Source organism: Paracoccus sp. JM45 (assembly GCF_003590715.1).
Taxonomy (GTDB): Bacteria; Pseudomonadota; Alphaproteobacteria; order Rhodobacterales; family Rhodobacteraceae; genus Paracoccus.
The window spans coordinates 25,708-38,547 of record NZ_QQVY01000008.1 but is presented as its reverse complement, the minus strand read 5'-3'; the positions used below and the strand labels follow the sequence as shown (position 1 = coordinate 38,547).

Annotated in this window: 12 protein-coding genes; 8 read left to right on the top strand and 4 right to left on the bottom strand. The window is 60.0% G+C overall.

Features of this window, described 5'->3' with window-relative positions:
* Positions 1 to 140 precede the first annotated feature (140 nt).
* Genes DWB67_RS11610 through DWB67_RS11585 form a run of 6 tightly spaced genes read left to right on the top strand, consistent with a single transcriptional unit; the run spans position 141 to position 6,658 of the window.
* Positions 141 to 1,175 carry a rod shape-determining protein gene (locus tag DWB67_RS11610; RefSeq protein ID WP_072296401.1) on the top strand — a complete coding sequence of 345 codons (1,035 nt, stop codon included), beginning with the start codon at positions 141 to 143 and terminating at the stop codon, positions 1,173 to 1,175.
* A 6-nt stretch (positions 1,176 to 1,181) separates the two neighbouring features.
* Positions 1,182 to 2,120, top strand: a complete 939-nt coding sequence (gene mreC, locus DWB67_RS11605) for a rod shape-determining protein MreC (protein ID WP_119807710.1) — start codon at positions 1,182 to 1,184, stop codon at positions 2,118 to 2,120.
* Positions 2,117 to 2,638, top strand: a complete 522-nt coding sequence (locus DWB67_RS11600) for a rod shape-determining protein MreD (RefSeq protein ID WP_119807709.1) — start codon at positions 2,117 to 2,119, stop codon at positions 2,636 to 2,638. The genes mreC and DWB67_RS11600 overlap by 4 nt, the downstream gene beginning before the upstream one ends.
* Positions 2,639 to 2,651: 13 nt before the next feature.
* Entirely contained in the window at positions 2,652 to 4,598 is a 1,947-nt protein-coding gene (gene mrdA, locus DWB67_RS11595) for a penicillin-binding protein 2 (protein WP_119807708.1), read from the top strand.
* A gap of 7 nt (positions 4,599 to 4,605) precedes the next feature.
* Positions 4,606 to 5,745: a rod shape-determining protein RodA gene (gene rodA / locus DWB67_RS11590; protein WP_119807707.1), complete on the top strand. Its 1,140-nt coding sequence runs from the start codon at positions 4,606 to 4,608 to the stop codon at positions 5,743 to 5,745.
* A 4-nt stretch (positions 5,746 to 5,749) separates the two neighbouring features.
* Positions 5,750 to 6,658, top strand: coding sequence for a glyoxylate/hydroxypyruvate reductase A (locus DWB67_RS11585; RefSeq protein ID WP_119807706.1), 909 nt, complete (start codon positions 5,750 to 5,752; stop codon positions 6,656 to 6,658).
* Here the strand turns inward: DWB67_RS11585 and DWB67_RS11580 are convergent.
* The 4 genes from DWB67_RS11580 to folK all read right to left on the bottom strand — a co-directional run bounded on the left by DWB67_RS11580 (position 6,655) and on the right by folK (position 10,573).
* Positions 6,655 to 7,380 (bottom strand): DUF2062 domain-containing protein, encoded by a 726-nt coding sequence (locus DWB67_RS11580; protein WP_255418659.1) that lies wholly within the window; start codon positions 7,378 to 7,380, stop codon positions 6,655 to 6,657. The two genes, DWB67_RS11585 and DWB67_RS11580, sit on opposite strands and share 4 nt — an antisense overlap.
* A gap of 3 nt (positions 7,381 to 7,383) precedes the next feature.
* The gene (locus tag DWB67_RS11575) at positions 7,384 to 9,498 is read right to left on the bottom strand and encodes a bifunctional (p)ppGpp synthetase/guanosine-3',5'-bis(diphosphate) 3'-pyrophosphohydrolase (RefSeq protein WP_119807705.1); all 2,115 of its coding nucleotides are present in this window, start codon (positions 9,496 to 9,498) and stop codon (positions 7,384 to 7,386) included.
* Between the two features lie 46 nt (positions 9,499 to 9,544).
* The gene (gene rpoZ / locus DWB67_RS11570; RefSeq protein ID WP_119807704.1) at positions 9,545 to 9,901 is read right to left on the bottom strand and encodes a DNA-directed RNA polymerase subunit omega; all 357 of its coding nucleotides are present in this window, start codon (positions 9,899 to 9,901) and stop codon (positions 9,545 to 9,547) included.
* A gap of 72 nt (positions 9,902 to 9,973) precedes the next feature.
* On the bottom strand, positions 9,974 to 10,573 hold the full coding sequence (gene folK / locus DWB67_RS11565) for a 2-amino-4-hydroxy-6-hydroxymethyldihydropteridine diphosphokinase (protein WP_119807703.1): 600 nt from the start codon (positions 10,571 to 10,573) through the stop codon (positions 9,974 to 9,976).
* A 108-nt stretch (positions 10,574 to 10,681) separates the two neighbouring features.
* Between folK and DWB67_RS11560 the strand changes: the two genes are divergently transcribed.
* Together DWB67_RS11560 and DWB67_RS11555 are read left to right on the top strand one after the other, a co-directional pair.
* A complete protein-coding gene (locus tag DWB67_RS11560) occupies positions 10,682 to 11,233 on the top strand; it encodes an NYN domain-containing protein (RefSeq protein WP_119807702.1) in 552 nt (183 codons plus the stop codon).
* On the top strand, positions 11,233 to 12,450 hold the full coding sequence (locus tag DWB67_RS11555) for a nitrate/nitrite transporter (RefSeq protein WP_119807701.1): 1,218 nt from the start codon (positions 11,233 to 11,235) through the stop codon (positions 12,448 to 12,450). Before DWB67_RS11560 ends, DWB67_RS11555 begins: the two co-directional genes overlap by 1 nt.
* Positions 12,451 to 12,840: the final 390 nt, after the last annotated feature.

Here is a 12,840-nt window from a genome sequence, read left to right as displayed (position 1 = left end):
CGTGTATCGGGGCTTTTCGCCTGCGGGTCTGGGTTCTATACGGGGCCACGCCTGCAGGGGCGATTCAGGGCATTATAAGTCCGAAAGACTGATTTCAAAGCAGGGCAGGCCGGGCCAACCGGCGCGAAAAGGATACGGGCATGGCATTCGGTGGTTTGTTTTCGACCGACATCGCAATCGACCTCGGGACGGCGAACACGCTGATCTATGTCAAGGGCAAGGGTATCATCCTGAACGAACCGTCCGTCGTGGCCTATCACGTCAAGGACGGCAAACGGCAGGTTCTGGCCGTGGGTGAGGATGCGAAACTGATGCTGGGCCGCACGCCCGGCAGCATCGAGGCGATCCGCCCGATGCGTGAAGGCGTTATCGCCGACTTCGACAGTGCCGAACAGATGATCAAGCATTTCATCAAAAAAGTGTTCAAACGCACGACATTTTCCAAGCCGAAAATCATCGTCTGTGTGCCGCATGGCGCAACGCCGGTCGAAAAGCGGGCGATCCGTCAGTCGGTTCTGTCAGCAGGCGCGCGCAAGGCCGGTCTGATTGCCGAACCGATTGCAGCGGCCATCGGGGCAGGCATGCCGATCACCGAACCGACCGGCAGCATGGTCGTCGATATCGGCGGCGGCACCACCGAGGTTGCGGTTTTGTCGCTCGGCGATGTGGTCTATGCACGTTCGGTCCGGATCGGTGGCGACCGGATGGACGAATCGATCATCAACTATCTGCGCCGCAACCAAAACATGCTGATCGGTGATTCGACCGCCGAACGCATCAAGACCAGCATCGGCACTGCCCGCATGCCTGATGATGGCCGTGGCGCGACGCTGATGGTCCGTGGTCGCGATCTGTTGAACGGCATTCCCAAGGAAATCGAGGTCAGCCAGGCCATGATCGCCGAAGCCCTGACCGAGCCGGTTCAGGCCATCTGCGAGGCTGTGATGGTCGCGCTGGAAGCGACCCCGCCGGATCTGGCCGCCGATATCGTCGATCGCGGTGTGATGCTGACCGGTGGTGGCGCGATGCTGGGCGAGCTGGATCTGGCGCTGCGCGAACAGACCGGCCTGTCGATCAGCCTAGCCGACCAGCCCATGAGCTGCGTCGCACTGGGTACCGGCAAAGCGCTCGAATTCGAGAAGCAGCTGCGCCACGTCATCGACTACGACAGCTGATCCTGAATGGCCCGCAAGGGACCAGATTTCGCGACGCCGGTCCGGCGCGTCCTGATAACGCTGATGGCGCTTGCGCTGTTGGCGTTGTTCCTGTTCTGGCGCATCGACAGTCCACGTGCCGAACAGATGCGCACCGCGATGATTGACCGCATCGTGCCGCGTTTCGAATGGGCCCTGGTGCCGGTGACCCGCTTGTCCGAAATGGTCGCGGGTTTCCAAAGCTATTCGCGGCTTTACGAACAGAATCAGGAATTGCGCCGCGAATTGCAGCGCATGTCCGCATGGAAAGAAGCCGCCGTCCAGCTGGAACAGGAAAACAGCAAGCTGTTGGCGCAGAACAATGTCCGCATTGATCCCGCGCTGACCAGCGTGACGGGCGTTGTCACCATGGACAGCGGCTCGGCGTTTCGCCAATCGGTGTTGCTGAATGTCGGTGCACGCGATGGCATCATCGAAGGTTGGGCTACGATGGACGGGTTGGGGCTTGTGGGCCGCATTGCAGGGGTCGGGCAGCGCACCAGCCGCGTCATCCTGCTGACAGATCCGTCGTCGCGCATTCCGGTGGTGGTTCAGCCAACTGGTGAACGTGCACTGGCCACGGGGGACAATACCCCGCTGCCGGTGCTGGAATTTATCGAATCAGGGGATAACGTCCGTCCGGGTGACCGGATTGTCACCTCGGGGGATGGCGGGGTCTTTCCGCCGGGCCTGCTGGTCGGGCAGGTGGCACAGAGTGCCGATGGCCGGATGCGTCTGCGTATGGCGGCTGATTATGGCCGGCTGGAATTCCTGCGCGTTCTGCGGTCCCATCCGGCAGAATCGGTGGTTGATACCAGTGCCGTCATCCGCCGTGGTCCCGAAGGGTTCATCGGGCCGATGCTGCCCGAAAGTCCTGTGGACGCCGCATCGGCGACCGATCCACTGGACCCCGGCACCACGCCATGATCCAATTGCCCAGCCGCAGCTTTCTGACCGGCACATTCGTTTTTCTGTTGTCGGCAGCCCTGTTGCTGTTCCTGCGGCTTTTGCCACTGAAGGGCGGTATTATGGGCTGGCCCGGCCCTGATATGCTGCTGGCCCTGATCCTTGCATGGGTGCTGCGTCGCCCCGACCAGCTGTCTGCCCCCGTCATCGTTCTGGCCGTTCTGGTCGAGGATGTCTTGCTGATGCGTCCGCTTGGTCTGTGGGCCGTCTTTGTCCTGATGGGCAGCGAGGCCGCACGAGTTCGAGAGCACCGTTGGCGGGACCAGCCATTTATGGTTGAATGGCTGCGGGTGACCATCCTGATCGGTTTGATGCTGCTGGGCAGCCGTCTGGTCCAGATCCTGTTCATACTGCCGGTGCCGGCACTTGGTCAGGTGATCCTGCAATATCTGGCGACAGTGCTGGTCTATCCGCTTGTCATCTTCGTGGCGCGCTTGCTGATTGGCCTGCGCCGCGTGGGGCATGGCGAGGGGACGTAAAAAGGGACCGCGAATGAAAAAGTCTCAACGCGAAATCGTGGACAGCAATCGCAAGATCACGCGTCGTGGTCTGCTGCTGGCGGGGATCCAGATCGGCACCGTGACGACATTGGCGCTGAAAATGCGGTCAATGCAGCTGGATCACGCCGAGGAATACCGGACGCTGGCGGACGGCAATTCGATCAAGATCCGTCTGCTGCCACCGTCACGCGGGCTGATCCTTGACCGCACCGGCCTGATCGTGGCCGGAAACGAGCAGAATTACCGCGTTACCCTGACCCGCGAAGAAGCGGGCGGTGATGTCGAACCCGTGTTGCAGCGTCTGGCCCAGCTGATCCCGATCAGCGATGCGCGGATGACCGAATTGCGCGACGAATTTTCCAAGCGCAGCGCGATCACCACGATTGTGCTGGCTGACCGCCTAACGTGGGAAGAATTCAGCACAATTGCGGTCAATGCGCCCTCGCTTCCGGGTGTGACGCCGGAATCGGCGCTGTCGCGGGCCTATCCGCGGGCGGGCGATCTGGCGCATGTCATGGGCTATGTCGGGCCTGTTTCGGATTATGATCTGTCGCGTATCGAGGACCCCGATCCCGTTCTGCGCCTGCCGGATTTCCAGCTTGGCAAGATCGGTGTCGAGGGCCGGTTGGAGGAGGTTTTGCGCGGCAAAGCCGGTGCCCGTCGGGTCGAAGTGAACAGCATGGGCCGCGAAATGCGCCAGCTGTCGCGTCAGGAAGGTGAACAGGGGGCGACGGTGCAACTGACCGTTGATGCCGCCCTGCAGAATTATGCAGCCCAACGTCTGGGGCAGGAAAGTGCCGCTGCTGTCGTCATTGATTGCCGGACAGGGGAATTGGTCTCGATCTGTTCATCGCCCAGTTTTGACCCTAATAAATTCGTGCGCGGGATTTCCACCAAGGATTACCGCGGGCTGATGGATCACGACCATCGTCCCTTGGCCGATAAGACCGTTCAGGGGGTCTATCCCCCGGGGTCTACTTTCAAGATGGTGACCCTGCTGGCGGGGTTGGAAGCCGGTGTCATCAATTCCGGCAGTCGCTTTTTCTGTCCCGGCTATACCGAATTGGGTGGTCGTCGTTTCCATTGCTGGAGCCGCGGTGGCCACGGGTCCGTCGATGCGGTCAAAAGCCTGCAGGAAAGCTGCGACGTCTATTTTTACGAACTGGCGCAGCGCGTCGGCATTGACCGCATGGCGATTATGGCCCGCAAGCTGGGCATCGGGGTCAAACATGACCTGCCGATGTCGGCGGTTTCAGAAGGCATCGCCCCCGACCGCGCGTGGAAAGAGGCGCGTTATGGTCAGGCATGGCAGATCGGCGACAGCCTGAACGCCTCGATCGGGCAGGGATATGTGCTGGCCTCGCCCTTGCAGCTGGCGGTGATGACGGCGCGGATATCCTCTGGTCGCCAGATCGACCCGCAGCTGATCCGGTCCATCGACGGCGTCAAGAAACTGCCCGAGGATTTCCCCCCGCTGGATATCAGCGAAGCCTCGTTGAAGGTGGCGCGCGCGGGAATGGATGCGGTGATGAACAGCGCCCGCGGCACAGCCCGCAAAGCCCGGATCGAGCGTGAGGAATGGCGCATGGTCGGCAAGACCGGCACCAGTCAGGTCCGAAACATTACCGCCGCAGAACGCGCGCGTGGCGTCATTTCCAACGACCAGCTGCCTTGGGAACGCCGCGACCATGCGCTGTTTGTCTGCTATGCCCCCTATGACGCGCCGCGCTATGCGGTGTCGGTCGTTGTGGAACATGGCGGTGGCGGATCGACCGTGGCCGCGCCGATTGCCCGCGATATCATGCTGTTCGCCCTGAACGGGGGACTGCCACCGCTGGACGCCGTGCCTTCCAACCAGCGGGCAGAGATGGAAGAACGCCATAACGCCATGCAGCTTTACACCCCCGAGGCCCCGCGCCCCGGTCGCAGCCGCGCCTGAGGGATAGATGTCATATCTGAATTACAAGGTCGCGCAGGTCCCCACCGGACTGCGCAAGGTCTTTTTTATCAACTGGCCCTTGGTCCTGCTGATCACCGCCGTATCCTGCATCGGTTTTCTGATGCTGTATTCCGTCGCGGGCGGAAAGATCGAAACATGGGCCGAACCGCAGATGTACCGCTTTGCCGTGGGCATGGTGATCATGCTTGGGCTGGCGTTCGTGCCGATGTGGTTCTGGCGCGGCATTTCGGTGTCGGCCTATGTGGTCTGCTTTTTGCTGCTGATCGCGGTTGATCTGTTCGGTGCCATCGGCATGGGCGCACAGCGCTGGATCGACATCGGCCCCATCCGCGTCCAACCGTCCGAGCTGATGAAGATCGCGCAAGTGCTGCTGCTGGCGGCTTATTACGACTGGCTGGACCTGAAGAAGGTGTCGCGCCCGCTTTGGGTGCTGATCCCCGTGATCATCATTCTGGCACCGACGGCTTTGGTGTTGATGCAGCCTGACCTTGGCACCTCGATCATGCTGATCACGGGCGGCGGGATCGTGATGTTCGTTGCAGGGGTTTCGCTGTGGTATTTTGCGGCGGTGATCGGTGCGGCGGTGGGGGCTGTCTATGCAGTGCTGCATTCGCGCGGGACCGATTGGCAGCTGTTGAAGGATTACCAGTTCCGGCGGATCGACACTTTTCTGGACCCCACAGCCGACCCTTTGGGCGCGGGCTATAACATCATCCAAAGCCAGATCGCGCTTGGATCGGGGGGCTGGTCGGGCCGCGGCTTTATGCAGGGCACGCAGTCCCGCCTGAACTTCCTGCCTGAAAAGCACACGGACTTTATCTTTACCGTCCTTTCCGAGGAATTCGGCTTTATCGGCGCGTTTTCCCTGTTGTCGCTGTATATGTTGATCATCGGATTTTGCCTGTATTCCGCGCTTTCGAACAAGGACCGCTTTGCCAGCCTGATTACAATCGGCATCAGTGCCACGTTCTTTTTGTATTTCGCGATCAACATGGCCACAGTGATGGGGCTGCTGCCCGCCAAGGGCTCGCCTTTGCCATTGGTCAGCTATGGGGGAACATCCTTGATGATCCTGATGCTGGGCTTTGGTCTGGTGCAGTCAGCCCACGTCCACAGACCAAGGTGATCCTATGAAAGTCCGTTTTTCCGCTTCTGCCGCCTCTTGGGAAGAATGGGCACCGGCCCTGCGCGCCGCCGATTCCGACCTGTCGCTGCATCAGGACGGCGATCCGGCCAGCTTTGATGCGATCATCTATGCCCCGAACGGCGATATTACGGATTTCACCCCCTATGTGAATGTACGCCTGATCCAGAGCCTATGGGCTGGGGTCGAAAAGATCGTCACGAACAAGACGCTGACCCAGCCGCTGGCCCGTATGGTCGATCCGGGACTGGCGCAGGGCATGGCCGAATATTGCACCGGCTGGACCATGCGCGCGCATCTGGGGATGGACGGTTATGCGCAGGACGGGACATGGCGCAACAGCACGGTGCCCCCTTTGGCATCCGAACGCCCCGTTACGATCCTTGGTGTCGGGGAATTGGGACGCGCCACCGCCGCAATGCTGTCAGCGGTCGGTTTTCCTGTGACGGGGGTCAGCGCGTCGGGGCGTCCGGTTGATGGTATCGATGTCCGATCATTGGCGCAGTTGGATGATGTGTTGACCAGCTCGCAGATCCTGATCTGCCTGCTGCCCGATACGCCGCAGACGCGGAACCTGCTGGATGCCCGCAGGCTGGCCCTGTTACCCCAAGGGGCATGGGTGATCAATCCGGGGCGCGGGACGCTGATTGACGACGAGGCCCTGCTGACAGGGCTGGAAAGCGGCAGACCCGCCCATGCGGTTCTGGACGTCTTCCGGACCGAGCCTTTGCCAAAGGACCATCCGTTCTGGGGCCATCCGGCGATCACCGTCACCCCGCATATTGCCGCCGATACGCGGGCGCAAACGGCGGCCAAGGTGGCGGTCGAAAATATTTCGCGCGCCATGAACGGGCAGCCCGTGAGGAACCTGGTCGACCGCAACAAAGGGTATTAGGGAAGATCCTTGTCAGCTTCGGCCTTGGACAGGGCGGCTGCACGTTGGGCCGCCAGCGCGATGGCCCGCTGCGAGGCGCGTTCGATCCGGTCCGCCATCTTCTTTTCGCGCCGTCTTTGATAGGCGCGAAAGACCGGCACCGTCAGATAATGCACCCCCACCGATATCAGCAGCCCGAGGATTGTCCCGCCGACCACATAGGGCCAGAAAATCTGGAAGAAAAAATCGTGCAGCATATTCCAATGCGCGACCTTGGGGCCGAACATCGAATGGATATTGTGCCAGATTTCCCCTGTGGCACGGGAAAATTCGCGAAAGATGAAATGCGGCGACAGATCACCCCGCAGGCCAAGAATATGCCGCCCCACGCCGGTCGAGGCGAAGGCGATAAAGGGCAGCGTTACCGGATTGCCGACGAATGTCGCCAATAGCGCGGCAAGGATATTGCCGCGGATGATCCATGCCACAGCCGCCGCTGACAGAAAGTGAAACCCGAAAAGCGGCGTAAAGGACACAAACACCCCCGCAGCCACCCCTCGGGCAATGCGATGCGGCTGGTCGGGCAGGCGGCGCAGGCGATACATCACGTATCGTGTGGCACGTCGCCACCCCCCGCGGGGATAGATCATCTCGCTGGCGATCTGCCCATAGCTGCGCGGCTTGCGTCGTTTAAACAAAATGGCACCCGATAAATGGGGGATGCGGGCCTTTTGGCCCGACATGCCCTAGGGTTTCAGCGCCGGATCACGGACCCGTTCGACCTGTGCAACATCACTCTCTGCTTCCAGTGCGGTCAGCAGATTATGCAGATGTTCATGGTCACGCAGTTCAATTTCAACCTCGATCCGGTAAAAATCAGGCTTGCGTGCGATAAACTCGAGATTCGAGATATTCGCCCCTTGGGCCCCGATCAAGGTGCAGATGCGTCCCAGCACGCCGGCATCATGGCGGATCGTCAAATTCAACACGCTGGAATAAGCGGCAGGATGGCGCCCGTCACGCCATTGCAGATCGACCCAACGATCAGGGCTGCTTTCGAATTCGGCCAGAACCGGACAATCGATCGCATGGATCACCACACCCGCACCCCGATAGGTGATGCCGACAATGCGTTCACCGGGCAGCGGATTACAGCAGGGCGCACGTTTGAAATTCGCGTCAGCCTCCAACCCTGAAAAGGGGCGCTTGCCGTCGATTTCATCCTGACGGTCGGCCAGTTCAGGATAAAGGACGCCCAGAACCTCTTTGGCGGAATTTTCGGCACTGCCGATGCGGGCCAGCAGATCCTCGGCCGAGGCGATGCCCATCTGTCTAGCAGCGGTTCGCAGCGCCTTATCGGTGACCTTGCGGCCCACATGTTCGAAACTGACGCGGACCAATTCGCGACCCAGACGCATAAAGCGGTCGCGGTCCTCCTCGCGCAAGCTGCGGCGGATAGAGGCTTTGGCGCGGCCCGAAACGACGATGTCCAGCCATGTCGCCTGCGGGCGCTGGCCGGACGCGGCGATAATATCCACCGATTGGCCGTTCTTCAGGCGTGTCCATAAGGGGACGCGGATGCCGTCAATTTTCGCGCCGACGCAGGAATTGCCCAGACGCGTATGGATGGCATAGGCAAAGTCGATCGGGGTTGCACCACGCGGCAGCTGCATCACGTCGCCCTTGGGGGTGAAGCAGAAGACCTGATCCTGATACATCTCCATTTTGACATGTTCGAGGAATTCGTTGTGATCCTCGGTGTCGAAACGGTCATTCAGGCTGGCAACCCATTCGGCGGGATCGACAGCAAAGGGGTTCTTCGTGCGAACGCCATCGCGGTAAGCCCAATGGGCCGCAACGCCAGCCTCGGCGACTTCGTGCATCTGGCGGGTGCGAACCTGGATTTCAACCCGCTTGCCGTCACGGCCCGAAACCGTCGTGTGGATGGACCGATATCCGTTGGTTTTTGGCTGGCTGATGTAATCCTTGAACCGGCCCGGAACGGCGCGCCAGCGATGGTGGATCACACCAAGTGTGCGATAGCAGTCCATTTCACAGCGGGTGATGATCCGAAAGCCATAGATGTCGGACAGACGCGAAAACGCCAGCTGCTTTTCCTGCATCTTGCGCCAGACGCTGAACGGCTTTTTGGCGCGGCCAAAAACATCGGCATCAATGCCTTCGCGTTCCAGTTCGGCGCGGATGTCCGTGGTGATCTGGCCAATGATATCGCCGCTGTCTTTTTGCAGGCTGACGAAACGGCGGATGATCGAGGAACGCGCCTCGGGGTTGATGACCTTGAAGGCCAGATCCTCAAGCTCCTCGCGCATCCATTGCATGCCCATGCGGCCCGCAAGGGGGGCATAGATATCCATGGTCTCGCGGGCTTTCTTGACCTGCTTTTCAGGGCGCATCGACCGGATGGTGCGCATATTGTGCAGACGGTCGGCCAGTTTGACCAGAATGACCCGCATGTCGCGCGACATGGCCATGAACAGTTTGCGAAAGTTTTCGGCCTGTTTCGACTGGGTGCTGGACAGTTCCAGATTGGTCAGCTTGGTGACGCCATCGACCAGTTCGGCAATCTCGGGGCTGAACATGCCCGCGACTTCTTCCTTGGTCGAACGCGTATCCTCGATCGTGTCATGCAGAAGGGCGGTGATGATGGTGGCATCATCCAGACGCATTTCCGTCAGGATGGCAGCGACAGCAATGGGGTGGGTAAAATAGGGTTCGCCGGAATGCCGGAACTGCCCCTCATGCATCCGCATGCCATATTCGTAAGCGTCGCGGATCAGCGCGGCATTGCTGCGCGGGTTATAGTTTCGCACCAGGGCAAGCAGATCCTCGACGTCAATCATAGCTTTGTCGAAGACCTCGTCTGCCCTGTGCTTTCGCGTGTTTGTATCAGCCGCGCTGGTTGGCTTCCAGCATCATCCGCAGCATCCGTTCTTCCGATTCTTCATCGGCGGGCTTGGGACGATCAACCTCGGCACCCAGCAAAAGCGCCATCGCGTCTTCTTCGGGTTCATCGACTTCGATCTGCGTCTGGGTCGATTCGATCATCCGCTCGCGCAGATCATCGACGGGCTGGGTTTCATCAGCGATCTCGCGCAGGGCGACGACCGGATTTTTATCATTGTCACGATCCACAGTCGGCGCAGAGCCGGCCGTGATCTCACGGGCGCGATGCGACGCAAGCATCACCAGATCAAAGCGATTGGGAACTTTGTCGACGCAGTCTTCAACCGTTACGCGGGCCATGGAATCACCTGTGCAGTTGCGAATCGAATATTCGGGGCGAAAAAGGACTAGTGGGCAGATGCGGCGGTTTTGTCAAGCAAAAGCCGGTAAATCAGCGGCTGGCATGGGCTGTATTCCGGCCAGTGCATCGGGGGGAAGATCGGCCAGCATCTGCGCCACGGTGCGGCTTGTCATCGGATGACGCCAGTTCGGGACAATTTCCGCCATCGGTGCCAACACAAATGCGCGATCTTGCAGGCGGGGATGGGGCAGGATCAGCTGGTCGGGGGCCTTGATCTTTTGTTGGTCCAAAGGCAGGTCGATCCAGCTTTCCACATGCGCTGCATCGGGCAATATCACCCGGTCATAAGCAACCAGATCCAGATCCAAAACCCGTGCGGACCAGCGCCCGTTGGTTCTGTCGCGTCCGGCCCCCGCTTCGATCCTGTGCAGTTCCGTCAAAAGTGCCGTAGGGGAAAGTTTAGTAGAGACAAGTGCCACAGCATTTGCATAATCAGGGCCAGAGCCCGCAGGGAAGGCCGGTGTTTTCCAAAACCGGCTTACTGAACATATTGAAATATCAGCATGTTTGTGCAGAATGCCCAAGGTCGACCCTAAGGTCGCCCAAAGACTCTGCGCTGACACCGGAAGGTTCGCACCAAGTGCAACGATACCAAAAGATAGGTTAACCACGCTTTCCGCTTTGTCCTACAGGTTACGCCATGGGCCTCAATTTCCGGGTCCCTCACCCCGGTTTTGATACGCGCCTTGAATCCTCAAGTCCATTAAAGGCAACATTGAATGTTCTACAAAGACGACAGATTGGCAATTTTTATAGATGGTGCGAACCTCTATGCGGCAGCGAAGGCGCTTGGGTTCGATGTCGATTATAAACTGCTTCGTCAGGAATTCGACCGACGTGGCAAGCTGATGCGCGCCTATTATTATACCGCCCTTGTCGAGGGCGACGAATATTCCCCCATTCGTCCTTTGGTGGACTGGCTGCATTACAACGGCTTTTGTGTCGTGTCGAAACCGGCGCGTGAATATACCGATGCTGTCGGACGCCGTAAAATCAAAGGCAATATGGACATCGAGCTGGCGGTGAACGCAATGGAACTGGCCCCGCGGCTGGATCACGCGGTCATCTTTTCGGGCGATGGTGATTTCCGGCCTTTGGTGGAATCATTGCAACGGCAAGGTGTGCGGGTGTCGGTCGTTTCGACAATCCGCAGCCAGCCGCCCATGATTTCCGATGAATTGCGTCGTCAGGCGGATAACTTCATCGAGCTGGACGCCCTGCGCGACATCATCGGCCGCCCCCCGCGCGAGCCGCAGCAGGTCGAAACCTGATGTCCGCTGTGGTCGCGGACGGACGCTGGAAAGCGTTGGCGCTGATCTGTGCCGGTGTCATCGGTGCAATGGCGTGCTGGTTTTCGACCACGGCAATCGGTCCCGATCTGGTAAGCCATTGGGGGCTAAGCAATACGCAATCCGCGTGGCTGACCAATGCGGTCCAGATCGGTTTCGTGCTGGGGGCGCTTGCGTCCTCGGCGGTGAACCTGCCCGATATTATGCCCATGACGCGGCTGATTACCATCGCAGCCACGCTGGCGGCGTTGGCCAATGGTGCTGTTTTGCTGGAACCGGATTTTGCCGGACTGCTGTTGGCACGGCTGGCGACAGGTGTGGCTTTGGCCGGTGTCTATCCCCCAGCATTGAAGCTGATGGCAACATGGTTCGTCAAAGGGCGCGGTCTTGCCATGGGTCTGCTGGTCGGGGCGCTGACCTTGGGGTCTGCCATGCCGCATCTGTTGCGGGCTTTGGGGCAGGGGCTGGATTGGCGCCTTGTCGTGGCGGGGGCCAGCATTGCGGCCCTGACATCGGCCTGTATCTTCGGACTGACCGTGCGTGAGGGTCCGCACGGATTTGCCCGCGCCAGCTTTGATCCCCGCCAGACGCTGGCCGTTCTGCGCGACCGTCCGGTCCGCTTGGCCAATCTGGGCTACTTCGGCCATATGTGGGAACTCTATGCGATGTGGGCGTGGTTCCTGTCTTTTGCGATTGCGGCAGGGCAGGCGGGCGATTTGCCGTTCGGCAACGCTTCGGTCCTGACATTTGTTGTGATCGCCTCGGGGGTCATCGGATGTGCACTTGGCGGCTTTTTGTCCGATCTGGTCGGGCGTTGTCTGACCACCGCAGGCATGATGGCTGTTTCGGGGTCCTGTGCCGTGCTGATCTGTCTGGCATGGGCTGGGCCTGCATGGGTGGTGGCGTTGATTGCCATCATCTGGGGGATCAGCATCATCGGTGACAGCGCCCAGTTTTCCGCCGCCCTGACAGAGCTGTCCGACCCGCGCCTTGTCGGTACGGCGCTGACGATGCAGCTGGCCTTGGGCTTTGCGCTGACGGTGGTGGCAATCTGGCTGATGCCGGTATTGGCAACGCTGCTTGGCGGATGGCGTTGGGTTTTTCTGGCCCTGATGCCCGGACCTTTCATGGGTGCATGGGCCATGATGCGCCTGCGGGGGCTGCCGCAGGCCGCCAGAATGGCGGCGGGCCGCCGGTAAAACAAGGGGGTGGTGGTGCGGACGGCGGGACTTGAACCCGCACTTCCTTACGGAAAACAGATTTTCGTACCACTTCGACTTTCGCCGCCGTCTTTCGACGTTCGTGGTCTGGACTATCCCTTCACCATCTCCCCGCAAGGGGTCTTAGGTGCCGCCCGTCTAGTCTCTACACCTTCCCGATCGCTCGGGCTTGGCTCGGGATTGGCACGGGGTTTGACCCCCACAGCTTTCCCCGAATTTGAGCGGTTCTACTCCGACGATTTCCCGCCGGGCACTCCAAATTTTAAAGTCTGGTGCGTCTACCGATTTCGCCACGTCCGCGTGACCGTCCCTGCATATGACAAATGCTGCCGCCTTCGGCAAGCGGGTTGATGTATATCAGCCGATGAA